Annotated in this window: 21 protein-coding genes; 19 read left to right on the forward strand and 2 right to left on the reverse strand. The window is 69.8% G+C overall.

Annotation, left to right across the window (positions count from 1 at the left end; all coding sequences use genetic code 11):
• Window positions 1-4: 4 nt before the first annotated feature.
• The 14 genes from AB4Y94_RS10705 to AB4Y94_RS10770 are packed head-to-tail and all read left to right on the forward strand — an operon-like array spanning window position 5 to window position 15999.
• Window positions 5-1525 carry a family 43 glycosylhydrolase gene (locus AB4Y94_RS10705; RefSeq protein ID WP_441727808.1) on the forward strand — a complete coding sequence of 507 codons (1521 nt, stop codon included), beginning with the start codon at window positions 5-7 and terminating at the stop codon, window positions 1523-1525.
• The gene (locus AB4Y94_RS10710; protein ID WP_441727809.1) at window positions 1522-3687 is read left to right on the forward strand and encodes a glycoside hydrolase family 3 N-terminal domain-containing protein; all 2166 of its coding nucleotides are present in this window, start codon (window positions 1522-1524) and stop codon (window positions 3685-3687) included. Before AB4Y94_RS10705 ends, AB4Y94_RS10710 begins: the two co-directional genes overlap by 4 nt.
• Window positions 3684-6317 (forward strand): glycosylhydrolase-like jelly roll fold domain-containing protein, encoded by a 2634-nt coding sequence (locus AB4Y94_RS10715; protein ID WP_441727810.1) that lies wholly within the window; start codon window positions 3684-3686, stop codon window positions 6315-6317. Before AB4Y94_RS10710 ends, AB4Y94_RS10715 begins: the two co-directional genes overlap by 4 nt.
• Entirely contained in the window at window positions 6314-6685 is a 372-nt protein-coding gene (locus AB4Y94_RS10720) for a nuclear transport factor 2 family protein (protein ID WP_441727811.1), read from the forward strand. The genes AB4Y94_RS10715 and AB4Y94_RS10720 overlap by 4 nt, the downstream gene beginning before the upstream one ends.
• 15 nt (window positions 6686-6700) lie before the next feature.
• Window positions 6701-7495, forward strand: coding sequence for a TIM barrel protein (locus tag AB4Y94_RS10725; RefSeq protein ID WP_441727812.1), 795 nt, complete (start codon window positions 6701-6703; stop codon window positions 7493-7495).
• A complete protein-coding gene (locus AB4Y94_RS10730) occupies window positions 7492-9084 on the forward strand; it encodes a GMC oxidoreductase (RefSeq protein WP_441727813.1) in 1593 nt (530 codons plus the stop codon). Before AB4Y94_RS10725 ends, AB4Y94_RS10730 begins: the two co-directional genes overlap by 4 nt.
• Window positions 9085-9114: 30 nt before the next feature.
• Window positions 9115-9513 carry a C-glycoside deglycosidase beta subunit domain-containing protein gene (locus AB4Y94_RS10735; RefSeq protein WP_441727814.1) on the forward strand — a complete coding sequence of 133 codons (399 nt, stop codon included), beginning with the start codon at window positions 9115-9117 and terminating at the stop codon, window positions 9511-9513.
• Window positions 9510-10619, forward strand: a complete 1110-nt coding sequence (locus tag AB4Y94_RS10740) for a sugar phosphate isomerase/epimerase family protein (RefSeq protein ID WP_441727815.1) — start codon at window positions 9510-9512, stop codon at window positions 10617-10619. Before AB4Y94_RS10735 ends, AB4Y94_RS10740 begins: the two co-directional genes overlap by 4 nt.
• Window positions 10616-11668: a sugar phosphate isomerase/epimerase family protein gene (locus AB4Y94_RS10745; protein ID WP_441727816.1), complete on the forward strand. Its 1053-nt coding sequence runs from the start codon at window positions 10616-10618 to the stop codon at window positions 11666-11668. The genes AB4Y94_RS10740 and AB4Y94_RS10745 overlap by 4 nt, the downstream gene beginning before the upstream one ends.
• Before the next feature lie 16 nt (window positions 11669-11684).
• Window positions 11685-12467, forward strand: coding sequence for a nuclear transport factor 2 family protein (locus AB4Y94_RS10750; RefSeq protein ID WP_441727817.1), 783 nt, complete (start codon window positions 11685-11687; stop codon window positions 12465-12467).
• 12 nt (window positions 12468-12479) lie between these two features.
• The gene (locus AB4Y94_RS10755) at window positions 12480-12896 is read left to right on the forward strand and encodes a C-glycoside deglycosidase beta subunit domain-containing protein (protein WP_441727818.1); all 417 of its coding nucleotides are present in this window, start codon (window positions 12480-12482) and stop codon (window positions 12894-12896) included.
• Window positions 12893-14077: a Gfo/Idh/MocA family protein gene (locus AB4Y94_RS10760; protein WP_441727819.1), complete on the forward strand. Its 1185-nt coding sequence runs from the start codon at window positions 12893-12895 to the stop codon at window positions 14075-14077. The genes AB4Y94_RS10755 and AB4Y94_RS10760 overlap by 4 nt, the downstream gene beginning before the upstream one ends.
• Window positions 14078-14122: 45 nt before the next feature.
• Window positions 14123-15130 carry a sugar phosphate isomerase/epimerase family protein gene (locus tag AB4Y94_RS10765; protein WP_441727820.1) on the forward strand — a complete coding sequence of 336 codons (1008 nt, stop codon included), beginning with the start codon at window positions 14123-14125 and terminating at the stop codon, window positions 15128-15130.
• A 17-nt stretch (window positions 15131-15147) separates the two neighbouring features.
• Complete coding sequence (locus AB4Y94_RS10770) at window positions 15148-15999, forward strand: ThuA domain-containing protein (protein WP_441727821.1); 852 nt, start codon at window positions 15148-15150, stop codon at window positions 15997-15999.
• Here the strand turns inward: AB4Y94_RS10770 and AB4Y94_RS10775 are convergent.
• Both AB4Y94_RS10775 and AB4Y94_RS10780 read right to left on the reverse strand, forming a co-directional pair.
• Entirely contained in the window at window positions 15981-17300 is a 1320-nt protein-coding gene (locus AB4Y94_RS10775) for a restriction endonuclease subunit R (RefSeq protein WP_441727822.1), read from the reverse strand. The two genes, AB4Y94_RS10770 and AB4Y94_RS10775, sit on opposite strands and share 19 nt — an antisense overlap.
• Window positions 17297-18565 carry an ROK family protein gene (locus AB4Y94_RS10780; protein ID WP_441727823.1) on the reverse strand — a complete coding sequence of 423 codons (1269 nt, stop codon included), beginning with the start codon at window positions 18563-18565 and terminating at the stop codon, window positions 17297-17299. The genes AB4Y94_RS10775 and AB4Y94_RS10780 overlap by 4 nt, the downstream gene beginning before the upstream one ends.
• A gap of 224 nt (window positions 18566-18789) precedes the next feature.
• On the opposite strand from AB4Y94_RS10780, the gene AB4Y94_RS10785 reads away from it, so the two are divergent.
• From AB4Y94_RS10785 to AB4Y94_RS10805, 5 genes are read left to right on the forward strand one after another with little or no spacing between them, the layout of a single operon-like run.
• Window positions 18790-19809: a VOC family protein gene (locus AB4Y94_RS10785; RefSeq protein ID WP_441727824.1), complete on the forward strand. Its 1020-nt coding sequence runs from the start codon at window positions 18790-18792 to the stop codon at window positions 19807-19809.
• A gap of 2 nt (window positions 19810-19811) precedes the next feature.
• A complete protein-coding gene (locus AB4Y94_RS10790) occupies window positions 19812-20810 on the forward strand; it encodes a cyclase family protein (RefSeq protein WP_441727825.1) in 999 nt (332 codons plus the stop codon).
• 47 nt (window positions 20811-20857) lie between these two features.
• A complete protein-coding gene (locus tag AB4Y94_RS10795) occupies window positions 20858-21991 on the forward strand; it encodes an FAD-dependent monooxygenase (RefSeq protein WP_441727826.1) in 1134 nt (377 codons plus the stop codon).
• Entirely contained in the window at window positions 21988-22977 is a 990-nt protein-coding gene (locus AB4Y94_RS10800; RefSeq protein ID WP_441727827.1) for a fumarylacetoacetate hydrolase family protein, read from the forward strand. The genes AB4Y94_RS10795 and AB4Y94_RS10800 overlap by 4 nt, the downstream gene beginning before the upstream one ends.
• Window positions 22974-23774 carry an SDR family NAD(P)-dependent oxidoreductase gene (locus tag AB4Y94_RS10805; protein ID WP_441727828.1) on the forward strand — a complete coding sequence of 267 codons (801 nt, stop codon included), beginning with the start codon at window positions 22974-22976 and terminating at the stop codon, window positions 23772-23774. The genes AB4Y94_RS10800 and AB4Y94_RS10805 overlap by 4 nt, the downstream gene beginning before the upstream one ends.
• Window positions 23775-23784 lie beyond the last annotated feature (10 nt).

A 23784-nucleotide genomic window follows, 5' to 3' on the forward strand; every position in this document is an offset into this window, starting at 1 on the left:
TCGCATGACGTCCGCCACGCGTTCCGCTCCCGACCGGGGGGACGGGACCTTCCTCAACCCCGTCCTGCCCGGCGACCGTCCTGACCCGGCGGTGCTGCGCGTCGGCGAGAACTACTACCTGACGTACTCGTCGTTCGACGCGTCGCCGGGGCTGACGATCTGGCGCTCGCCGGATCTCGTCAACTGGACGTTCGTGACCAGCGCCCTTGAGAAGCCCCTGACAACCGTGTTCGCCCCCGACTTCATCGAGCACGATGGACGCTTCTACCTCTACATCCCGTTCATTCCGAGTGCCTGGTCGGACCGCATCCCGGAGCCGCAGATCTGGGTCACCCACGCCGATAGCCCGGAAGGGCCGTGGAGCGAGCCGACGTTCACCGGCGTCTCCGGGGCGATCGACCCGGGGCACATCGTGGGGGAGGACCGCGAGCGGTACCTCTTCGTCAACGGCATCCGTCGCTGCCGCCTGAGCGCGGACGGGCTGACGGCGGTCACGCCGCTGGAGCACGTCTACGACGGCTGGCGGTATCCCGACGAGTGGATCACCGAGGCGTACGCCCTGGAGGGACCGAAGCTGTTCCGCCGTGGCGACTGGTTCTACCTGGTCAGCGCGGTCGGCGGCACCGGGGGTCCGGCGACCGGCCACATGGTGATCGTCGCCCGATCCCGGTCGGTGCACGGACCGTGGGAGAACGCGCCGGGCAACCCGATCGCCCGCACGTGGTCGGCAGACGAGTCGTGGTGGTCGCGCGGGCACGCGACGATCCTCGACGCTCCGGACGGCTCGTGGTGGATGGTGTCCCACGGTTACGCCAACGGCTACCGGACGCTCGGCCGTCAGACGCTGCTGGAGCCGATCGAGTGGACGGAGGACGGCTGGCCCGTCGCCGCCGCGAGCGATGTCGGCGCGCCGCTCGCCACGCCCGCCGCCGGTAGCGGAGCCGTCCCGGTCGCCGTTCCCGCACCCTCCGACGATTTCGCCGCCCCTGCGTGGGGCGAGCGGTGGGTCTTCGACAACCCCGGGCCCGACGAGCAGGGCCGGGCGCGCTTCGGCGACGGGCTGGTGCTTGTCGCGAAGGGCTCCTCCCCGTCCGATTCCTCGCCGCTCACCACCTGGGCGATGGACGACGCCTACGAGGTGGAGGTAACACTCGAGGTGCGCGGAGGCGCGACCGGCGGCCTGCTCCTCTATTTCAACGACCGCATGTTCTTCGGGATGGGCTGGGACGGCGAGGCACTCCCCAGCTACGCGGGCGGCATCCGCACGCACTGGCGGGAGCCGGCCGAACCCGGCACGACGATCGAGCTGCGGCTGCGGAACGACCACCACATCGTGACCGGCTGGCACCGCCGCCCCGGTGAGGACTGGACGCGGCACGGCGTCCGCTACGACACCTCGGGAGCGCACTCGGCGACGATGAACGATCTGAAGAGCCTGCGGCCGGCGCTGTTCGCGGCAGGCGACGGCGAGGTCGTGTTCCGGGAGTTCCGGTACCGACCGCTCGCGGAGGAGGGCGACCGATGACCGTCGACATCGAGTCCCTGCTCGCGCGCATGACGTGGGAGCAGAAGCTTCTGCAGTTGCAGATCGTGTGGAGGCCCTCCGCGGCCGAGCGGGAGGCCCTCATCCGCCGTGGCATCGGCTCGACCTTCTGGCCGCCGAGCGCGGGGGAGACGAACGCAGCCCAGCGGATCGCCGTGGAGGAGACCGAGCTCGGCATCCCGCTTCTCGTGGGGCTCGACGTGATCCACGGGCAGTTCACGATCTTCCCGACGCCGCTCGCGCAGGCGGCCGCTTTCGACCCGGCGGTCGCAGAACTCGACGCCCGGGTCTCGGCGACGGAGGCGCGCTCGGCCGGCGTCAACTGGACGTTCTCGCCGATGGTCGACGTCACCCGCGACCCGCGCTGGGGACGTGTGGTCGAGGGCTTCGGCGAAGATCCCTACCTGTCCTCCGTCCTCACGGTCGCCAAGGTGGCCGGATACCAAGGCAGAGCACTCGACACGGGCGACGCGCTCGCCGCCTGCCTCAAGCATTTCGTCGCCTACGGCGCCGCCGAGGCGGGCCGCGACTACAACACCACGGATGTCTCCGACCGCCGCCTCCGCGAGACGTACCTCGAGACCTTCCGGGCCGGCGTCGAGGCAGGGGCCGCGACGGTCATGGCCGCGTTCAACGCGCTGAACGGCATCCCGATGCACGCGAACCGTGCCCTGCTGACTGGGGTGCTCAAGGAGGAGTGGGGATTCGACGGCGTGGTCGTCGGCGACGCAGACGGGGTCGCACAGCTCGTCAACCACGGCGTGGTGGCCGACGAGCGCGCCGCCGTCGTTGCGGCCATCGACGCCGGTGTCGACATCGTCATGGGCGGGTCGCTGCTGGTGGATGCGGACGGAGTGGCGTTCGTCTCACCGGACGAGCTTCGCGTCGCGCGGGTCGACGACGCAGTGCGCCGAGTGCTTCGCCTCAAGGAGCGGCTCGGCCTGTTCGAGCGGCCGTACGTGAATGCGTCCACCGCCTCCACCTCCGCCACCGAGCGATACCGGGAGCTCGCGCGTCAGGCGGCGGAACGGTGCACCGTGCTGCTGACGAACGACGGCGCGCTGCCCCTTCCCCAGACCGGCCGGGTGCTGCTCGCCGGACCGTACGCGCGCAGTCTCGACCACCTCGGCACCTGGGTACAGCATTTCGCCTCGCCGGTCACCGAGTCGTTGGCGGATGCGCTCGCGACCGAACTCCCGCACGTCGACTGGGAGGTCGTCGACGGATGCGGCTTCTTCGATGCGACCGATGCTGCCGTCGCGGAGGCGGTCGAGCGTGCCGCGGGCGCCGACCTGGTCGTCCTCGCCGTGGGCGAACCGAGCCGGATCTCCGGTGAGGCGAGCTCGCGGGCGGACATCACCCTCCCGGACGCGCAACGACGCCTCATCCACGCCCTCGCCGACGCCGGTGCGCGCGTCGTGGTCGTGCTCGCCACCGGGCGGCCGCTGGTCGTCGAGGACTGGATCGAGCGCGTCGATGCCACCCTCTGCGTGTGGCACCTCGGCTCGGAGGCACCGGCCGCCATCGCCAGGACCCTGTCTGGCAGGGTCAGCCCGGGGGGCCGCGTTCCGATGACCTTCCCGCGCGCGGTCGGCCAGGTGCCGATCCACTACGACCACGAGCGCACCGGCCGTCCCCCGCGGACCGGCGGCGCGCTGCTGCCCGAGACGATCGCCGGCTTCACCGGCCCGAATAACACCGACGACTACTACACGTCGAAGTTCCTCGACCTCCCGCTCGGCCCGCGCTTCGACTTCGGCCACGGGCTCGCCTATACGACGTTCGCCCTCGACGGGTTCGAGATGTCGCGAACCGTCGTCAGCGCTTCGGAGGCGGAGGCCGGCATCGACGCCACGGTGCGCGTCACGAACACCGGCGACCGCACGGGCGACGACGTCGTCATGCTGTTCGTCACGGACGAGGTCGCGTCGGTGACGCAGCCCGTTCGGCGCCTGCGCGGCTTCACCCGCGTCACCCTCCAGCCCGGCGAGTCGGTCACGGTCGCCTTCCGGATCGAGGCGGACCACCTCCGCTTCTGGGCCGACGGGCAGCACCGCGTGCTCGAGCCAGGAGACTTCACTCTCACCGTCAGCGACTGCACCACGGAGCACCGGCTCGGCGTGCGTCTGGAGGAGGCGGCATGACTCTCGAGCGCCTCCGCGACGTCGTCGCCGGCACGGTCCCCAACGTGATCATGCCGCTGTTCTGGCAGAAGGGCGGCCCCGTCGAGGTCGTGCGCGAGGAGATGGAGCGCATCGCCGACGCCGGCATCGGCGTGGTCATCCTGGAGGCGCGCCCGCATCCGGAGTTCCTCGGCGACGGCTGGTGGCGCGACGTGGATGCCATTCTCGAGATCGCCCGGCGCCGCGGCCTGAAGGTCTGGTTCTTCGACGACGACACCTTCCCGACCGGTCACGCCGGCGGTGCGGTGGAGGCGGCCCCAGCGGAGCTGCGCCGCCGCTTCGTCAGCGAGCGGCACACCGACGCCGTCGGTCCCGCGCGGGGTTCCTCCTTCATCGTCGAGCGCCGCGCGCTCTGGGGACCGGCCGCCGCGCAGGAACCCGGAGACCTGCTGCGGGTGCTCGCCTTCCCGCGGGCCGAGGACTCCGACGAGCTCATCGGCGACCCCGTCGACCTCACGAGCCGCATCACCGACGGCGTACTGCACTGGGACATCCCCGATGGCTGGTGGAGGGTCTTCTTCCTGGAGGTCGGCGAAGGCGGGAGCACGCGGCACGCGCAGCACATCGACTACCTGAACGCCGCGTCCACCCAGCTGCTCATCGACACGGTCTACGAGCGCATCCACGAGCGCTACGCCGACGATTTCGGCACGACGATCGCGGGCTTCTTCAGCGACGAGCCCGGGCTCTACAACGACCCGGACACCTTCAATTTCGACTCGCGGCTCGGAAAGGTTGTGCCGCTGCCGTGGAACGACGAGGTCGCCGCCCGGCTGTCCGAGGCGCTTGGACGGGACGCGGTCCCGCTCCTGCCCCTGCTGGGGATGCCCGCAGGCGGACGCGAACGCGAGGTGCGGTACGCCTTCATGGACATGGTGTCGCGGCTGTATTCGGAGAACTTCAGCCGGCGGCTCGGCGACTGGTGCCGCGCGCACGGCGTCGAGTACATCGGCCACGTCATCGAGGACAACGGATCGCACGCGCGGCTCGGCCCGGGCGCCGGGCACTACTTCCGGGCCATGGCCGGCCAGGACATGGCCGGCGTCGACATCATCGGCGGCCAGGTCGTGCCGGGGTTCTCCCGCGGACCGTTCGGCAACCTCAGCGGAGCGGCCGACGGGGAGTTTTTCCACTTCGGGCTGGCCAAGCTCGCGTCGTCGGCCGCGCACCTCGACCCGCTGAAGCAAGGCAGAGCCATGTGCGAGACGATCGGCGCCTACGGCTGGTATGCGGGGCTGCGGCTGTTCACCTGGCTGACGAACCACCTCCTGGTGCGCGGGGTCACGCACCTGGTGCCGCACGCGTTCTCGCCTGCGGCGTTCCCCGACCCGGACTGCCCTCCGCACTTCTACGCGCGCGGCAACAATCCGCAGTACCCGCTGCAGCACCTGCTCAGCGCCTACACGAACCGCCTTAGTCACCTGCTCCAGAGCGGTGCGCACGTCGCCCCGTTCGCGGTGCTCTACCACGCGGACGCCGAGTGGCTGGGCGAGGCGATGCCGTTCGAGCGGCCGCTGCGATTGCTGATGGAGGCTCAGCTCGACGCCGATGTCGTCCCGGCCGATGCCCTCCCGGACGCCGCGGCGGACGACTCGGAGCTGACGCTCGGCGAGGAGACGTACGACGCGCTGATCGTTCCGGGCAGCACCTACCTGCCCGCCCACGTCGCGCACGACCTGCTGCGACTCGACGACGCGGGCGTGCCGGTGGTCTTCGTTGATTCCGTCCCGGAGGTCGCAGGCTCTGGAGTCGACGCGAACTCCCTGAAGCTGCGGTTCCGGGCGGTGTCGCGGACGGGGCTGGTGGACGCCGTCCGGGGGATGAGCGACCGTGCTGTGCGCCTCGACCCGCCGGCCGCGTCGGTGCGCGTGCTGCGCCGCGACGCCGGCGATGCCGACGTGATCATGCTGGTCAACGAGTCGGTGCGGGATGTTGTGCGCACGAGCGCGATCTTCCCGCGTGCCGGAGAGATCGTCGCTTTCGACGCCACCACGGGAAGCCTCACGGAGCTGGCGGCCGGGAGCGACGGGCGGTCGGCGTCCGCTTCCCTGGAGCTCGGCCCCGGGGAGTCGGTCGTGCTGCTCGTCGGCTCGCCGACGGCCTGGGAGGGCCTGCCGGTCCGGCCGGCCGCCGAGCGCGGCGAGGCCGTCGAGCTCGCGCCGACCTGGGCGGTCGCCACGGCGACGGCGTCCGAGCCCGCGTTCACACACTGGGGCGAGCTCAACGATCTGCGGCCGCTCAGCGACCCCGACCTCCTGCCCCGATTCAGCGGCACGGCGCGGTACACGGCATCCTTCGACTCGCGGGATGACGCCGCCGAGCACGTCCTCGATCTCGGGCAGGTCTTCGAGCTCGCCAGCGTGCGCCTCAACGGCGTCGACCTCGGCAGCCGGATCGCGCCTCCGTACGTCTTCGAGGTGCCGGCGGGCGTACTGGCCGGAAGCAACTCCCTGGAGATCGAGGTGACGAACACGCTCGCGAAGGCGCAGCCCGACTTCTTCTCCGCGTTCGCGCAGCAGGAGCCGAGCGGGTTGCTCGGCCCCGTGACCATCGCAGCACGCTCGCCGCTGCCCAGGAGGGACGGCGCATGAGCGACAACCGCCGGTCATTCGAGCGCTTCTGCGACCTCTTGTACACGCAGAAGCGCGTCGCCGACGCGTTCGCCCTCCTCGTCTCCGACGACTACCGGCAGCACAATCCGAACATCCCCGACGGCCCCGCCGCCGCGGCGGAGGCTCTGACGCCGAAGTTCGACGGCAGCCCGGATGCGCGCTTCGAGATCCAGCGGATCCTCGTCGACGGCGATCTGGCGATGGTGCACGTCAAGGCTTCCCGACCCGGCGCCCCCGACGCCGCGGTCGCGGACATCTACCGATTCGAGGGCGGCCGGATCGTCGAGCACTGGGACGTGCTGCAGCAGGTTCCCGTGCACGCTGCCCACGACCATCCGATGTTCTGAACAAGGAGTAAACCAATGTACCAACTCGCACCCAACATCGAACTGCTCTTCACCGAGGCCGGCGACTACCACGACCGCGTCCGCGCGGCCGCTGCGGCCGGCTTCGACGCCGTCGAGATGTGGGGCCCGACCGGCGTCGACGCCCCGACGACGCCGAAGAACCTCCCCGCGCTCAAGGCCGCACTGGAGGAGACAGGCACGACACTCACCGCCCAGCTCTCGGAACCGCGCACGCAGTTCATGATCCCGCCGTGGGACCACTCGGAGTTCTATCGCAAGCTCGACGAGGGCGTCGCCATCGCGCAGGACCTCGGTTGCCCGCGCCTGGTCGTCGGGAGCGGCACCGGCTTCGGCGGGTGGAAGCGCCAGGTCCAGCTCGACAAGCTGATCGAGATCTACCAGAAGGCGATCGCGCAGATCGACGGGTCGGGGATCACGCTCGCTCTGGAGCCGGTCAACATCCGCGTCGACCACCCTGGTTCACTGCTCGACCGCACCGCCGAGGCGGTCTACGTCGCGCGCGGCGTGGGCTCCCCGTACTTCGGCGTGCTCTACGACATCTACCACTCGGCCGTCGAGGGCGAGGACATGGCGGCGGAGCTGGCCAACGCGGGCGAGCTGATCGCCTACGTGCAGCTCGCCGATGCCCCCGGGCGCGGCGAGCCGGGCTCCGGCGAGCTGGACTGGGCGGAGCGCTTGCGGATCCTCCGATCCTCCGGCTACGACGGCCCGATCGGCCTCGAGTACTACCCGACGCAGGAGTCGGTGGCCTCCGTCGCACTCATCCGCGAGCTGGCGGTGACCGCGTGAGCCGCTATCCGGAATCCGTCGACGTCGCCATTGTCGGCAGCGGCCCCGCCGGCGCGACGTATGCGCGCATCCTGAGCGAGGAGGCGCCGGGCGCCACCATTGCGATGTTCGAGGTCGGGCCCACGGTGTCGAACCCGCCCGGCGCGCACGTCAAGAACATCGAGGACCCCGTCGTGCGGGCCGAGGCGCAGGAGCGCTCGGAAGGCCCGGGCGCGGGCGCTGACACCGTGAACTCTCCGGGTGCGGTGACCGCGGGGCAGCGCCGGGGGCGCCCCGGCACCTACCTCCTCGACGAGGGGTTTCAGGAGCCGGGCGAAGACGGCATGCCCGTCGTCGCGTTCTCCAGCAATGTCGGCGGGATGGGCGCCCACTGGACCGGAGCGTGCCCGCGCCCGGGCGACAGCGAGCGCATCCCATTCCTCCCCGACCTCGACGCCCTGCTCGACGAGGGCGACCGACTGCTCGGCGTCACGACCGACGCGTTCGACGGAGCGCCGTTCACGGCCCTCGTGCGAGAGCGGCTCGCCGCGGCCGTGGACGATGGCCGGCCCCCGGCCCAGCGGGTGCAGCGAATGCCGCTGGCGGTCCACCGGCGTGACGACGGCCGCCTGGTGTGGTCGGGTTCGGATGTGGTGTTCGGCGATGTGACGCGTGCCAACGAGCACTTCACCCTGTACGACGAGTCGCTGGTCACCCGGGTGCTGCTCGAAGACGGCCGTGCCTCCGGCGTGGAGGTCCACGATCGTCGCACGGGCGAGCTGCACACGGTGCAGGCGCGTTTCGTCGTCGTCGCCGCCGACGCCCTGCGGACACCGCAGGTGCTCTGGGCCAGCGGGATACGCCCCGCCGCCCTCGGCCGCATGCTCAACGACCAGACGCAGGTGGTCTACGCCACGCGCATCCGGGGTGCGGAGTCAGTGGCGAAGGACGCGGCCACGCGCACCGGCACCGGTGACGTCGGAGCCGACGAGGTGATTGACGGAGCCATCAGCGAGCGCAGTGGCGTGAGCTGGGTGCCGTACACCGACGCGGTGCCGTTCCACGGCCAGGTGATGCAGCTGGACGCCTCCCCGATCCCGCTCGCCGACGACGACCCCGTCATGCCGGGCTCGATCGTCGGGCTCGGCCTGTTCTGCGCCAAGGATCTGCAGTGGGACGACCGGGTGGCGTTCAGCGACGACGAGCGCGACTGGTACGGGATGCCCGCGATGCGCATCCACTACACGCTCACCGACCGCGACCGCGCAGTGATCGCGCGCGCCCAGGACGAGATCGTCGAGCTCGCGAAAGCTGTGGGGGACCCCATCGGCGATCGGCCGTTCACCATGCCGCACGGAGCATCGCTCCACTACCAGGGGAGCGTTCGGATGGGGGAGACCGACGACGGCCGCAGCGTGTGCGGTCCGAACAGCGAGGTGTGGGCGGCGCCCGGGGTTTTCGTCGCGGGCAACGGGGTCATCTCGACGGGAACGGCGTGCAACCCGACGCTGACCTCCGTCGCGCTGGCCGTGAAGGGCGCTCGCCGCATCGCGAGCGCGCTTGCCGGCGACACACCCTTGCTTATGCAGCAAACCGACATTAGTCTGTAGAAACATGGAAAAAGTAGTCAAGGAGGACTCGTGATCCCCGATCGCATCATCGAGCAGGGAACGCTTAAGACCGGCGGCACGCGTGCCGCGGTCGACGTGCGCATCCCCTGGTACCGCGCACTCCCGGCGTCCTGCATCGCAGGCGCCTCTCTGTCAGTGGATGGCGTGCCCGCTCCAGCTGAGACGCTCCGCTGGGAGCTAAACGGCCGCGAGCGCACCTTCGCCGAGATGGTCGACGACACCGAGTCGTGGTGGTTCCCCCTCGACTCGGCCGTGCTCTCCGGCGACGTGCCGGTCGCCGCGGACGGCGGCGAGCACGAGGTCTCCGTGGAACTCACGCTCTACATCCCGTACATCGTGATCGGCGAGAACGAAGTGCTTCACATCGAGGAGCACGACACCAAGACCATGAAGGCGGCGACGGCATGACCGGCAACCTCGGATCCCCGATCCAGGGCGTGACGCTGTACAGCTTCACGCGCGCGTTCCACGCCCGCGAGTACGACCTCGAGGGCCTCATCCGCAAGGTCGCCGCCGACGGCTACGGCCCGGGGCTGGAGATCATCGGCTTCTCCAGCTTCCGCGGCTTCCCCGCCATTGACGACGGCTACGCAGGCTGGTTCCGCGACCTGATCGCCGAGGTCGGGCTGGTTCCGACGTCGCTCGCGATCAACGCCGACATCGGCATCCACCGCGACCGGCTGCTGAACCAGGACGAGCTCATCGAGTACATGCGTCGCCAGATCGAGGCCGCCGCGAAGCTCGGCTTCCCGATCGCCCGCGTGCAGATCTCGATCACTCCCGACTCGATGGCAGCGCTGGCGCCGATCGCCGAGCAGTACGGCGTCACGCTGGCGCTGGAGGTGCACGCCGACCAGTACGCGTCGCACCCGCGCATCCTCGCGCTGCGGGATCGCTTCGAGGAGGTCGGCTCGCCGTTCCTGGGCTTCACGGTCGACTGGGGCGCGACGACCGTGGGCTTCGCGCCGTCCCTGCTGGAGGCCTACCGCCGTCGCGGCGCCACGGACGAGCTGCTCGGCCAGGTCGTCGACCTCTGGAACGAGTTCTACCAGGCCGGGCCGCCGGCGGACCAGGCCGACCACGGCCAGCGCTTCGGCCGCTTCATCGGCCTCGCCGCCCAGAACGGCCGGCCCGACCTCGGCATCGACTTCGCCATCAACGGCACCGGCCTGTTCGGCCCGGCACGCGTCGACGACTGGCTGGAGATCATGCCGTGGATCAAGCACGTGCACGGCAAGTTCTTCGGCATCGACGACACCCACGAGGAGCCGTCGGTGCCGGTGCGCGACCTCATCGCGCTGCTCGTGGACAACGGCTACAACGGAGCGATCTCGAGCGAGTACGAGGGCTGGCACTGGAACTACTGGCAGTCGCCGTTCGAGATCATCCGCGACGAGCAGGCCGTGCAGCGGTCGGCCGCGGAGAACGCGGGCAGCCGGATGGTCACCGACGCCGCGGAGGCGCGTGTCCAGCTGTCGGAGTGGCTGCCGAGCATCGAAGGAGCGAACCGATGACCGCGAACGACAACGCCGAGGCCGGCGGCATAGCCGGCACTGGCATCGAGCTGGGCACCACCCTCTACTCCATGACGAGCGAGTTCGCGGCCGGCGTCTATACGCCGGAGACCCTCATCGCCGCCGTCGCCGAGAACGGCATCGGGCCGGGCGTGGAGTTCAACATCGCCCAGCTCCTGCGGACCTACCCCGACGTCGACGCCGAGTTCGAGAAGCTCTGGTTCGACTCGCTGGAGAAGTACGGGCTCGAGCCGAGCGCTGTCGGCACCAACCTCGACATGGGCCGTCGCAAGGACCGCGACATGACGCCGGAGGAGGAGCACGACTTCCTCGCCCGCCAGCTGAAGACCGCGCACACGCTCGGGTTCAAGCGGGTCGTCATCCGCTCGGCCGGCCGGGAGCTGCTGCGCAGCCTCCTGCCGCTCGCGGAGAAGTACGACCAGCGGCTCGGCTACGAGATCCACGCGCCGCAGGGCCCGAACGACCCCAAGGTGCTCGGGATCCGCGAGCTGTACGAGGAGCTCGGCAGCGACCGGCTCGGCTTCACCGCCGACTTCTCCTCCACCATGCACAGCCTGTCGCCGACGCTGCTGTCGCAGCTGGCCAAGATGGGCCTCGACGAGAAGCACTTCGCAGTGATGGACGAGATCTGGCACGAGCCGACGCCCATGCACGTCCGCAATCAGAAGTTCGAGGACTACCTCACCGGCGAAGGCGTCGACCCTGCTCGATTCGGTCCATTCACCCGGCTCGCGTTCAACATGCACGGCCTGGTGCCGCCGGAGGAGTGGCTCGACATCATGCCGCAGATCTTCCACGTGCACGCGAAGTTCTATGACATCGACGCTGAGGGCCAGGAGCCCGCCATGGACATCCCGCGCATCGTCCGCCAGTTCCTCGAGGGCGGCTACCGCGGGTACCTCTCCAGCGAGTGGGAGGGCCATGCCTTCTCCGACCTGGGGGAGGCCGACCCGATCGACCTCGTCAAGAAGCAGCACGCGCTCATGCGCCGAACCATCGAAGACGCCGTCGCCGGCGTCCCGGCCTGATCGAGGAGCACACACCGTGTCAGACACCATCGCCGAGTCCACCGCCGCCCTCCGGGAGGAGTTGGCCGCGCTGCGCGAGGAGCTCGCCCAGACCCGTTTCCTCGCCCGCCGTGCGGCCGATCGCGGGGACATCGAGAACCTGTTCAGCCGCTACATGTACCTCCACAACGCGTTCCAGGACGAGCGGATCATCCCGCTCTGGGTCAAGGAGGGCACCGAGGGCATCCGCGCCCGCTACACGAACGCCGGCCAATACACCACTTGGGAGAGCGTCACCCGGTACCATCGCGACCGCGCGTCGCCCGTCGGCAAGCTGATCCTGCACGCGACCACCACCCCGGTGATCGAGGTGGCCGGCGACGGTGAGACCGCGAAGGGTGTGTGGCTGATGGCGGGCACCGAGTCGGGCCTCACCGATCCCGCGGTCGCCAAGAACAGCCCCGACTACATGTACTCACCCGGAGAGGTGCAGGGAAAGAAGGTCTGGGCGCACTGGGTCTGGTGCAAGTACGCCATCGACTTCCTGCGTCAGGACGGCGAGTGGAAGATCTGGAAGTTCCGCTGCTACGAGCTCGCCCGGGCGCCGTTCGAGGAGAACTGGGTCAGCTTCGGCGAGAAGAACCAGGACGCCTTCGACCTCGACCTGATGTACTTCGGCGACGACGGCAAGCCCATGTTCATGCCGCCGGCGGACGAGCCGGTGCCGAGCGAGAACCATCCGTACAGCCCGTCGACGGTGCAGAAGCTCGAGCCCGAGCCTCCTGTGGCGCACGACACGTTCGCCGACACGTTCAAGTAAGGGATTCGGATCATGGCAACGCACAATTCGCTCTTCGCCGAGCAGGACGTCCGGCGCACCGACGACGGCATCGCCGTCTCGGTGCAGCTGCCCTGGTACCGCAGCCTCTGGCTGTCCGCCGTCGACGACGTCGCGGCGAGCGTCAACGGGGTCCCGATCCCGCGCGACGACCTGCGCTTCGAGCTGAACGGTCGCAGCTACCGCATCGAGGAGCTGCCTGAGCAGTCCGAGACGCTCTGGTTCGTCGCCGACCGGTCCGACGTCGTGATCCCGCTGGGCCACGCGCCGGAAGCGGGCGAGAAGCTCACCGTCGAGATCGTGCTCACTATGCGCCTGCTCTACATGCAGATCATGCCGGGCGTCGACGGCGGCCCCGGCCGCTACGTGACCAACCGCGTCCCCGTCGAGCGGGAGCTGGTGCTGGCATGACCCTGCGGGTGGCGATGATCGGCTACGGGTTCATGGGGTCCGCCCACTCGGTGGGCTGGCGCCAAGCACCGGCCATGTTCTCTCTGCCCGAGAAGGTGGAAATGGCCGTCGTCGTCGGACGGAACGCGGATGCTGTCGCCCGGGCCGCCGAGCAGTGGGGCTGGGCCGAATCGGCGACCGACTGGCGGGAGGTGATCGCCCGTGACGACATCGACCTGGTCGACATCGTCACTCCCGGCGACTCCCACGCCGAGATCGCGATCGCCGCTCTCGAGGCGGGCAAGCATGTGCTGTGCGAGAAGCCCCTCGCCAACTCCGTCGCGGAAGCCGAGGCGATGGCGGAGGCCGCCGCCCGTGCTGCCGAGCGCGGGGTCGTCGCCATGGTGGGCTTCACTTATCGCCGGGTGCCGGCAGTCACGCTGCTCCGCGACCTGATCGCACAGGGCACGATCGGCGAGGTGCAGCAGGTCCGCGCCGCCTATCGTCAGGACTGGCTGGTCGACCCGCAGATGCCGCTGGCGTGGCGACTCCAGAAGGAGCACGCCGGCTCCGGAGCGCTCGGGGACATCGGCGCCCACATCCTGGACATGACGCAGTTCGTCACCGGTCAGACGGTCGATGCCGTGACCGGTGTGCTCGACACCATCGTGAAGCAGCGACCCCTGCAGGCGACGGGATCCGGACTCTCGGGCAGCGCAGGCGAGGGCTACGGCGAGGTGACGGTCGACGACGTCGCGATCTTCACGGGCCGGCTGTCCGGCGGTGCGCTGGCCTCGTTCGAGGCCACCCGGTTCGCGACCGGGCGCAAGAACGCGCTGTCGATCGAGGTCTCGGGCACCGCGGGCGCGTTGCGCTTCGACCTGGAGGACCTCAACACGCTGCAGTTCTACGACCGCACCGCGCCGGAGGAGCTCCAGGGCTTCGCGAAGATCCTCGTCACCGAGCCGACGCACCCGTACGTCTCCGCCTGGTGGCCCGCCGGTCACCTGCTCGGCTACGAGCACGGCTTCAGTCACCAGGTCGTCGACCTGGTGACCGCCATCACCGAAGGCACTCATCCGCATCCCACCTTCGCCGAGGGCCTGAGCGTGCAGCGCGCGCTCGCCGCCGTCGAGGAGAGCTCGGCGAACGATTCCGCCTGGGTCCGCGTCGCCGTGAGCGACCCGGTTTCCGCATACTGAAGGTCTCCGCAGACCGAATCCACACACGGAAGAGGAGTCACAACGATGACGCGACCGATCACCCTGTTCACCGGCCAGTGGGCCGACCTGCCCTTCGAGGAGGTGGCGCGGCTCGCCGGGGAGTGGGGCTACGACGGCCTCGAGATCGCCTGCTGGGGCGACCACCTCGATGTGTCCCGGTGGGATGACGCCGAGTACGTGCAGTCGCGCCGCGACATCCTCGAGCGCAACGGCCTGACGGTGTGGACGATCTCCAACCACCTCGCCGGCCAGGCCGTCTGCGACGACCCGATCGATGCGCGCCACCGCGACATCCTGAACGATCGGGTGTGGGGCGACGGCGACCCGGAAGGGGTGCGGCAGCGCGCCGCCGAGGAGCTGAAGCTGACCGCCCGGATGGCCGCAGCACTGGGCGTGAAGACGGTGACCGGCTTCACCGGCTCGTCGATCTGGAAGGCCGTCGCCATGTTCCCGCCCGCCTCCGACGAGTGGATCGCCGCGGGCTACCAGGACTTCGCCGACCGCTTCCACCCGATCCTCGACGTGTTCGAGGAGGTCGGCGTGCGGTTCGCGCTGGAGGTGCACCCTTCCGAGATCGCGTACGACTACTGGACCGCCAAAGCGACGCTGGACGCGATCGGGCACCGCGAGAGCTTCGGCATCAACTTCGACCCGTCGCACTTCATGTGGCAGCAGCTGGACCCGGTGGCGTTCGTCCTCGACTTCGCCGACCACATCTTCCACGTGCACGTGAAGGAGTCGATCACCAACCTCGACGGCCGCAACGGCGTGCTCGGCTCGCACCTGCCGTGGGCGAACCCGCGACGCGGCTGGACCTTCGTCTCCACCGCGCACGGCGAGGTGCCGTGGGAGCCGATCTTCCGCGCACTCAACTTCATCGGCTACACCGGCCCGACCTCCGTCGAGTGGGAGGACGCCGGGATGGACCGCCTCCAGGGCGCTCCGGAGGCCATCGCCTTCGTGCGCGAGCTCAACTCGATCACCCCGCCCGACGCCGCGTTCGACGCCGCCTTCTCGACGAAAGCAGACTGACGCCCGATCCACTGGATGTGCTCATCCTGTCGGGCCACATGACCCGCGAACATGACAACGAGCACCGCAGCTTCCGCTTGCACAACCAGTGGATCACGACACTGCTGGAGGACACCGGCCGGTTCCGCGTGCGGGTCGTCGAGGACCCGCGGGGGCTCGGGCCTGAGACCATCGACAAGTACGACGTGGTCATCGTCGTGTTCGAGGGCCGGGACGGCTACCACGAGAAGGCGACCGGCTTCGGCGCAGAGACGGATGCGGCTCTGCGGAAGTTCGTCCACGACGACGGCAAGGGGATCGTCTGGTTCCACGGCTCGGCCGCGCAGGAGGACGACTGGGGCTATCCGGACGAGTACAACGTCATGCGCGGTTCCCGGCTGACGTTGGCAGGAGGGCTCCGGCCGCGGCCATGGGGCGAAGCGCAGCTGGACACCGTCGAGCCGCGGCACCCGATCACCGAGGGCATCAGCGCGCGCTGGACGGTGACGGGCGACGACATCCTCACCGGCGTGGAGATCTTGGTCGGTGCCCAGGTGCTGCTCACGACCTTCGACGACCTGGAGTCGTACGAGAACGCGCCGGTGTGGCCCATGTCGCACTACCCGGTCGCGATCCCGCCGGAGGGCGTCGCGGCCCTCCCCGGGATGAACACCGCCCAGCCGATCGCGTGGATCAACGAATACGGAGGGGGCCGCTCGTTCACCATCACCATCGGCCACGACATCGACACGTTCCGCCGCATCGAGTTCATCCGGATGGTCCCGCGCGGCGTCGAGTGGGCCGCCACCGGCGAGGTCGAACTCAGCGGCCCGGACAGGCGCGGCGAGCGCCGGTTCCTGCCCTGGCCGTATTACAACCGCGAGGGCTGAAGGGCGGCCCCGACAAGGGACAGGTGCGCACGCGTCTGTTCCGTGGGGCTGGCGTCGAGCCACTCGTGCCCTCCCCACTCGCTGCACAGCGTGCCGGCGAAGCCGGGTGCGGCCCCACGCAGTAGCGCGCCGAGGTCCCGGAGTGGCTGCGAGGCACGGTCGTCGGTGTCGTCGAGGTCCCAGAACTTGAGGTGGAACGCTCGGACCAGCGGGAGGATGCTGCGCGCGGCTTCGACCGGGGACCGGCCGAACCGTACGAGCAGGTTCATGTAGAGCGCGTGGGCGGAGGGAGGCACCGCACCCGAGCGGAGGTGGGTCACCACCCCTTCCAGTGTCTCCGGCTCCAGCCAGGCGTCCGTCAGCCGCTGCAGCAGCGGCTCCGGAATGCTCGGTGCCAGCGCCGCGAGATACGTCACCGGCAGCGCCGGCATGAACATGCTGGTGTCGACGAGCAGCCGGATCCGCGAGTCGTCGAGAGTAGCGACGTCGTCGATGGCGCGCGCGACCGGCGCCGTGTCGGGCGTCTGCTGGCCCTGCAGTTCCTCGTAGAGGGTCAGGTCCAGCTCGTGCAGCACGGGCTGCAGTCTGCGCAGTAGCGCGTAACCGGCCTGCCCGATCGGCAGCCGCACGCCTTCAGCGCCGACGTCGTGCGCGGTGCGCAACTGCGGGAGAAGGAATTCGAGCCGCTCGTCGTCGTCGCGCCGACGTGTGGGGGTCAGCCAATCATCGAGACTCGCTCCGACCACGCTGACCCGCCCCCCCGCGGCGTCGAGCCGCTCGCGCAGCTCCACCGCCTCCGCTCTGGAGGCCGCGGGGAACGATCGCCACAGCTGCCCGGGCTCGAGCTCGACCACGGACGAGACTCCAGAGGTCACGATCCCGACGACGATGTCGGTCGACGGGCGATCGGCGCGGATCACCTCCGGCGTCCAGTTGAAAGCGCTCGCCGCGAGTGCCCACGGCGCGTCGCCGACGGCCTCCACCCGCCGCTCGGCCTCGAAGTAGAGCTCGAGCGGAGCGTCCGGCCCGCCCGGGAGATACGGGATCAGCAACCGGAAAGACGCCCGGACGGTGTGCACTCCCGGCCGGAGCGGGCGGCGGACGCGCACCGCGAGCCGGTCCTGCACGAACCACCAGCCGTCGCCGCCCGGCACCTCGACGGGGCACTCCTCCCCATCGAGGTAAAGCTGCAACCACGAGACGCTCGAAAGCGGGAGGGAGCGGATCCATGGCAGGCACAGATGGACCTCGAACCCGTCGGCGGTGGCGATCAGAGCGTCGTCCCTCAGGATCGGGATCATGCGGCCGCGGCTTTGATCCCATCGACGGTCGGGCGGCCGTCCGCGAACCATCGAGGGAAGGTCACCTCGAACAGCTCTTCGATGGCCAGTTCGGCGCCGCCTCGCAGCGGCTCCCGCTCGTCGCCCACCGACCGCACGATCGACAGGTCGCGGGTCGCCAGCGGCAGCGAAAGCTCGTAGACGCGCTGGCGCACCTCCGCCAGGAAGAGCTCGCCGGCTGCAGACAGAGCGCCGCCGACCACGATCACGCCCGGATTGAACATGTTCACGAGTGCAGCGATCGACTCGCCGATCAGCCGGGCCGAGCGCTGCACGAGTGAGATGGCCAGCGCATCCCCGTCCTGGGCGGCGATGGACACGGACTCCGGGGTGATCGGATCCCCGCGGGCGACCACGTTCGCGAGAACGCCGGTGGCGCCCTCCTGGAGCGCCCGCTCGGCATCCCGCACGATGGCCCAACCAGAGGCCTCCGCCTCCAGGCAGCCCAACTTGCCGCACCGGCACGGCGTCGTCGAGTCGCGGACCCTCACGTGCCCGATGTCGCCGGCGGCCCCGTTCGCGCCGCGGTGGATGCGGCCGCGCGAGAGCAGGCCTGCGCCGATGCCGCTGCCGACCTTGCAATAGATCAGGTCGACGTTGTCGTCCCGGCGATGGGCTCGTTCGGTGAGCGCCAGCAGGTTGACGTCGTTGTCCACCCAGACCGGCGCGTCGAAGCGCTGTTCGAAGCGGCGGCGCACGTCGAAGCCGTTCCAGCCCGGCATGATCGGCGGCGCCACTGGAGAGCCCGTCTCGAAGTCGACGGGCCCGGGGACGCCGACCGCGACCGCCCACACGGGGCGTTCCGGGTGGGATGCGAGGAGCTCATCCAGCATCCCGAGAGCGGTGTCGATCGTCTCGGCAGGTCCACGGCCGATGTCCCACGCGCGGTGTCCCTCTGCTATGACCTCGCCGTCGAGGGTGGCGAGGCCCACCCGGATGTGGAGGGCGCCGAGCGCGCAGACGACGATCATGGCCTGGTCGGCGCGGAAACGGAGCGTGCGTGGCGCGCGGCCGCCGGAGGAGGGGCCGTACTCGCCGTCCTCCAGAAAGCCCATCTCGATCGCGGCCTCGACGCGCTGGGCGACGACGCCACGGCCGAGTCCCGTGAGCCTGCCGATCTCGGGCCGCGTGTCGGCCTCCCCGGTGCGCACGAGATTGATCACGCGCAGGAAGCTCATGGCTTCGTCGGTCTGAGCGCCGAACTTGAGTGCGGAATCCCTAGCCATGTTTGATTCTGACACAACAAGAGGGCCAAAAGGGCCATACGGAGGCTACTTCCGTGGAAAGTGCTGAATCTTGTGTCCCTGTGAGACCGAAGAAAAGACGATGCCGACCAAGGAAATCAGTCTCATTGATCCGCGGCATAGCCGATACGCGGTTCCCTGATCTGGACGCTGCCTTGAAAGTAGAGACCGGGCATCACATTCGGCCCATCTAGAAAGGATCAAGGATGATCAAGCTTCTCTCCCACTTGTCTTACGTGGAGATCACGTCCCCGGATGTCGAGGCGTCCGTGAAGTTCTACGAGGAACAGGTCGGTCTGACCGTCGTCGACCGCGTCGACGGAGCCGTGTACCTCCGCTGCTGGGGCGACTACTACGCGTACGCGGTCGTCGTCTCGCCCGGCACCGAGCCGACGCTCGCGACCATGGCCTGGCGCACGTCGAGCGCCGAGGCGCTCGAGGAGGCAGCCAAGCGCGTCGAAGCCGCCGGCATCGAGGGCGAATGGCTCGACGACGTGCCCGCCATCGGCCGCGCCTACCGCTTCACCGGTCCCTGGGGCCACTCGATGACCCTGCACTGGGACGTCACCCGCCACCAGGCTCCCGGCCACGTCGCATCGATCTACCCGGACCGCCCCGAGAAACGCAGCAAGGTCGCCGGCGCCCCGCGCCAGCTCGACCACGTCACGATCGCGACCAGCGACGTCGACGGGTTCGCCGCCTGGTACAACGACGTGCTCGGCTTCCGCATCATGGCCCGAACCGTGCTCGATGAGGCGCCCATCTCGATCTTCTCGGTGCTCACCACGAACGAGAAGTCGCACGACCTCGGCGTCGTACTCGACGGTTCGACCCGCGCCGGACGCGTCAATCACTACGCGTTCTGGGTCGACACCTACGAGGAGCTCCTCATCGCGGCCGACACCCTGATGGAGAATGGCGTTCCGATCGAGTACGGCCCCTCCATCCACGGAATCGGCGAGCAGACGTTCCTCTACTACCGTGAGCCGTCGACGCTGCGCATCGAGCTGAACACCGGCGGGTACCGGAACTACGTGCCCGACTGGCAGCCCAATACGTGGAAGCCTTCGCTGGGATCGAGTAACTTTTACCGGAACGGCGCCATGCCGATGTCGATGACGGAGTCGTTCCCGGCCGCCGACGGGCCGAGCGCGACCGAGGAGGGCGTGCCCGAGGAGATCAAGGCCGCGCTGCTCAACCCGTACGCCGTGCAGGGTCGCGGCTGACGATGGCGGCACCGAGCGAGGACCCGGCCGACCTGGACCGTCAGGACCCGGAGGGCGAGATCGCGGCGAGGGTAGAGGCCTGCCGTAACTGGGGCCGGTGGGGTGAGGACGACGTGCTGGGGACGCTCAACTTCATCGACGCCGCCAAGCGGGCCGACGCCGCCGCCCTCGTCCGCGAGGGTCTGACGATCTCCCTGGCGCAGTCGTTCGACATGAACGGCCCGCAGAAGGGCTGGCGCCGGCGCACCAATCCGGTGCACACCATGCTCGACACCGGCACGGACGCCGAGCGCGGCACCCAGGGGTTCCCGCACGGGCTCGGCGGCGCCGACGACGTGATCGCGATGCCGCTGCAGTGCTCGACGCAGTGGGACGGGCTGGGTCACATCTTCGACCACGGCTACGCCTGGAACGGCCGCCGAGCGGGCGACGTCGTCACGAGCGACGGTGACCTGGTCACGGGCATCGAGCACGCGGCCTCCGTGATCGTCTCGCGCGGGGTGCTCCTCGATCTTGGCCTGCACCTCCGCCCCGGGTCCGCTGAGCTGGAGGACGGTTACGCGATCACGGCCGCCGACCTCCGCTCGTGCGTTGAGGCGCAGGGCGCGACGAGCGCGGTGGGCACCGGAGACATCGTCCTGGTGCGAACCGGCCAGCTCGCTCGCGTGCGCCGGGACGGGTGGGGCGAGTACGCCGGGGGACCGGCCCCCGGCCTCTCGCTGACCACCGCAGGCTGGCTTCACGACACCGGGATCGCCGCGATCGCGACCGACACCTGGGGCTTCGAGGTGCGGCCGAACGAGTTCGATGTGCCGGCGTTCCAGCCGCTGCATCAGGTCGTCATCCCGAACATCGGGCTCACCATCGGGGAGATGTGGGACCTGGAGGAGCTCGCGTCGGAGTGTGCGCGGCTCGGGAGATACGATTTCCTCCTCTCGGCCGCGCCGCTGCCGATCACGGCGGCCGTCGGGTCGCCGATCAACCCCATCGCGCTGCTGTAGCGGGCTCTCCGCCCGGCAGCGCGTCCAGAAGAACAGAGAGGTTCTTTATGACCGCCGTCACGAAGGTCGCCATCGCCGGAAGCGGTGTCGCGGGTCTGGCCACCGCCATCCAGCTCGCACAGGGGGGTGTCGAGGTCGACGTCTTCGAGTCCAAGCCCGAGTTGAGCTCGCTCGGCTCGGGCATCACCCTGCAGGGCAACGCGCTGCGCGCCCTCGCCGCGCTCGGCGCCTGGGTCGACGTTCAGGCGAAGGGCTACTTCTTCGAAGGGCTGACGCTGCGGGCGCCGGGGCCGGACGCCCCCGTGGTGGCCGAGCTGCCCGAGGTGAAAACGGGCGGCCCTGACTTCCCGGCGACCGGCGGCATGTACCGTCCCGACCTCGCGCGCATCCTGCTGGACCACGCAGTCGCAGCCGGCGCGAACGTCCGGTTCGGCACGAAGGTCACAGGCGTCGCAGATACCGCCGACGGCGTCGCAGTAGAAGTCGACGGCTCGCCCGCGGGCACCTACGACCTCCTGGTCGGCGCCGACGGGCTCAACTCGGCCGTTCGCGAGCTGATCGGCATCGCCACCAAACCGCAGCCGACCGGTATGGGCATCTGGCGGTCGTTCGTCTCGCGCCCGGCCTCGGTCGAGCACAGCGAGCTGTACTACGGCGGGCCGGTGTACATCGCGGGCTACACGCCCACCGGAGAGGACACGATGTACGCGTTCCTCGTCGAGCCGGCGCAGGAGCGGGTCGGCCTCACCGACGAGGAGGCGGTCGCGCTGATGCTCGCGGAGTCGCAGGCCTACGGCGGTCCGTGGAACGACATCCGCGCCGACCTGCAGGCGGGCGCGAAGGTCAACTACACCTGGTTCACGCAGCACATCGTGCCTGCCCCGTGGAACCGCGGGCACTCAGTGGTGATCGGCGACGCCGCCCACACCTGCCCGCCCACGATCGCGCAGGGCGCGGCGCAGGCGCTGGAGGATGCGGTCGTGCTGACCGAGCTGCTGCTCGCGGCCGACACGGTGGACGACGCCCTCTGGGACGAATTCCACGCCCGTCGCCTGCCGCGCGCACAGGCCGTGGTCGACGCCTCCGTGCAGCTCGGCCAATGGCAGATCGACCACGACAGGGAGGCCGACGCCGCCGGACTCATCTTCGGCATATCGCACAGGATGGCGGAGCCGGCATGAGGATCGCGCGCTGGTCGGCCGACGGGGCTGTGGCAGAAGGGTTCGTGATCGGGGACCGGGTTGTTCCCTTCCCGGATTCGCTGACCGTGAGCGACGTACTCGCGCATGGGCTGGCGCAAGCGCACGCGCTGTTCGCCCGCGCGCGTGATGACGACGGCAGCGTGTTGGGCGACGTGAGGCTGCTCGCGCCGCTCGTCCCCGCGTCGATCCGCGATTTTGTCGCCTTCGAGGAGCACGTCGAGGGCGTGAGCGCTTCCGTGGACGGCAAGAGCGAGGTCGTGCCAGAGTGGTACCAGGCGCCGACCTTCTACTTCACCAACCCGCACACGGTTCTCGGCCCCGGCGAGCAGTTGCGGCCTCCCGTCAGCGCGCGGCTCGACTTCGAACTGGAGATCGCGGCGGTCATCGGCGGCGCACCCGGTGTCGACGGCGCGAACCTGACCGCCGGGGACGCAGCCGGGGTGATCTTCGGCTACACGATCATGAACGACTGGTCGGCCCGCGACCTGCAGTCGCGCGAGATGAAGGTGCGGCTGGGCCCGGCGAAGGGCAAGGACTTCGGGATGAGCCTGGGCCCGTGGATCGTGACCGCCGACGAGTTCGAGCCGTTCCTCGACGAGGACGGCTTCCTCGCGATCCGTGCCGAGGTGTACGTCAACGACGAGCGCATCGGGCACGACCTCGTCTCGAACATGGGGTGGCCGTTCCCGGAGCTGGTCGCCTACGCCTCTCGCAACTCTCGGGTCGTTCCCGGCGATGTGCTCGGCTCCGGAACGACCGGCAATGGCGGCTGCCTGGCCGAGCTGTGGGGTCGCCGCGGCGAGCTCGCTCCGCCCCCGCTGACCGACGGCGACACGGTGCGGATGCTGGTGGAGGGCATCGGCGAGCTGGTGGGACCGGTCGGCGCACCCGTCCCTGTGCCCGAGCTGCCCCGTGCGCGCGAGCGCTCGCGACACCGGAGCCGCGAGGAGCAGGTCGCGCGATGAGCTCCTCCCTCTTCGACGCGTTCGCCCGGCTCGGCGGCACGACCGTCGTCGTCACCGGCGCCGCCCGCGGTCAGGGCGCTGCCGAGGCGCGGATGCTCGCGGAGCTCGGCGCGCAGGTGGTCGCGACCGATGTCGTCGAACCCGACGGCGCGGTGGGCGACCGCATCGCTTTCCGCCACCTCGACGTGACGGACGAGGAAGCGTGGGCAGAGCTCGCCGGCGAGCTCGCGCAGACCCTGGGCGGTGTCCCCCTCCACGGCCTGATTAACAACGCGGGCGTCACCTACCGCGCCGGTATCGGCCGGACCGAGCGCGCGGACTGGGACCGGGTGCTCGCGGTCAACCTGACCGGTCCGATGCTCGGGATGCGCGCCCTCGCGCCGCTCATGGGCGACGGCTCGTCGATCGTGAACGTCGGCTCGGTCGCCGGACTCACCGGTCACTATACGGCGGCGTACACGGCCTCCAAGTGGGGTCTCCGTGGGCTGTCACGCGTCGCGGCCACGGAGTACGGCCCGCGCGGCATCCGGGTGAACACCGTCCATCCCGGCTTCATCGAGACCGACATGACCGCAAACGCTCCGGAGGCGATGCGGGAGGCGCAGCTCGAGCTGACGCCCCTCGGACGTCTCGGGGAGGCCGACGACGTCGCCGGGCTCGCCGTCTTCCTGATCTCGGACGCGTCCCGCTACCTCTCCGGCGCCGACCTCCCGGTCGATGGAGGATTCGCCTCCTCCGCCGGGGCCAAATACCTCGCCGACCGCATTGCGGCCGGTGCGCAGCACGTTTCGCAGTAAGTAAGGAGCC

It is taken from the genome of Glaciibacter sp. 2TAF33 (assembly GCF_052114945.1).
Taxonomy (GTDB): domain Bacteria; phylum Actinomycetota; class Actinomycetes; order Actinomycetales; family Microbacteriaceae; genus Cryobacterium.

Bases quoted from the DNA above. Each gene is read 5' to 3' on its own strand.
- AB4Y94_RS10705 (WP_441727808.1), top strand. From the start codon at position 5: ATGACGTCCGCCACGCGTTCCGCTCCCGACCGGGGGGACGGGACCTTC.
- AB4Y94_RS10710 (WP_441727809.1), top strand. From the start codon at position 1,522: ATGACCGTCGACATCGAGTCCCTGCTCGCGCGCATGACGTGGGAGCAG.
- AB4Y94_RS10715 (WP_441727810.1), top strand. From the start codon at position 3,684: ATGACTCTCGAGCGCCTCCGCGACGTCGTCGCCGGCACGGTCCCCAAC.
- AB4Y94_RS10720 (WP_441727811.1), top strand. From the start codon at position 6,314: ATGAGCGACAACCGCCGGTCATTCGAGCGCTTCTGCGACCTCTTGTAC.
- AB4Y94_RS10725 (WP_441727812.1), top strand. From the start codon at position 6,701: ATGTACCAACTCGCACCCAACATCGAACTGCTCTTCACCGAGGCCGGC.
- AB4Y94_RS10740 (WP_441727815.1), top strand. From the start codon at position 9,510: ATGACCGGCAACCTCGGATCCCCGATCCAGGGCGTGACGCTGTACAGC.
- AB4Y94_RS10745 (WP_441727816.1), top strand. From the start codon at position 10,616: ATGACCGCGAACGACAACGCCGAGGCCGGCGGCATAGCCGGCACTGGC.
- AB4Y94_RS10755 (WP_441727818.1), top strand. From the start codon at position 12,480: ATGGCAACGCACAATTCGCTCTTCGCCGAGCAGGACGTCCGGCGCACC.
- AB4Y94_RS10760 (WP_441727819.1), top strand. From the start codon at position 12,893: ATGACCCTGCGGGTGGCGATGATCGGCTACGGGTTCATGGGGTCCGCC.
- AB4Y94_RS10765 (WP_441727820.1), top strand. From the start codon at position 14,123: ATGACGCGACCGATCACCCTGTTCACCGGCCAGTGGGCCGACCTGCCC.
- AB4Y94_RS10775 (WP_441727822.1), bottom strand. From the start codon at position 17,300: ATGATCCCGATCCTGAGGGACGACGCTCTGATCGCCACCGCCGACGGG.
- AB4Y94_RS10780 (WP_441727823.1), bottom strand. From the start codon at position 18,565: ATGGCTAGGGATTCCGCACTCAAGTTCGGCGCTCAGACCGACGAAGCC.
- AB4Y94_RS10785 (WP_441727824.1), top strand. From the start codon at position 18,790: ATGATCAAGCTTCTCTCCCACTTGTCTTACGTGGAGATCACGTCCCCG.
- AB4Y94_RS10790 (WP_441727825.1), top strand. From the start codon at position 19,812: ATGGCGGCACCGAGCGAGGACCCGGCCGACCTGGACCGTCAGGACCCG.
- AB4Y94_RS10795 (WP_441727826.1), top strand. From the start codon at position 20,858: ATGACCGCCGTCACGAAGGTCGCCATCGCCGGAAGCGGTGTCGCGGGT.
- AB4Y94_RS10800 (WP_441727827.1), top strand. From the start codon at position 21,988: ATGAGGATCGCGCGCTGGTCGGCCGACGGGGCTGTGGCAGAAGGGTTC.
- AB4Y94_RS10805 (WP_441727828.1), top strand. From the start codon at position 22,974: ATGAGCTCCTCCCTCTTCGACGCGTTCGCCCGGCTCGGCGGCACGACC.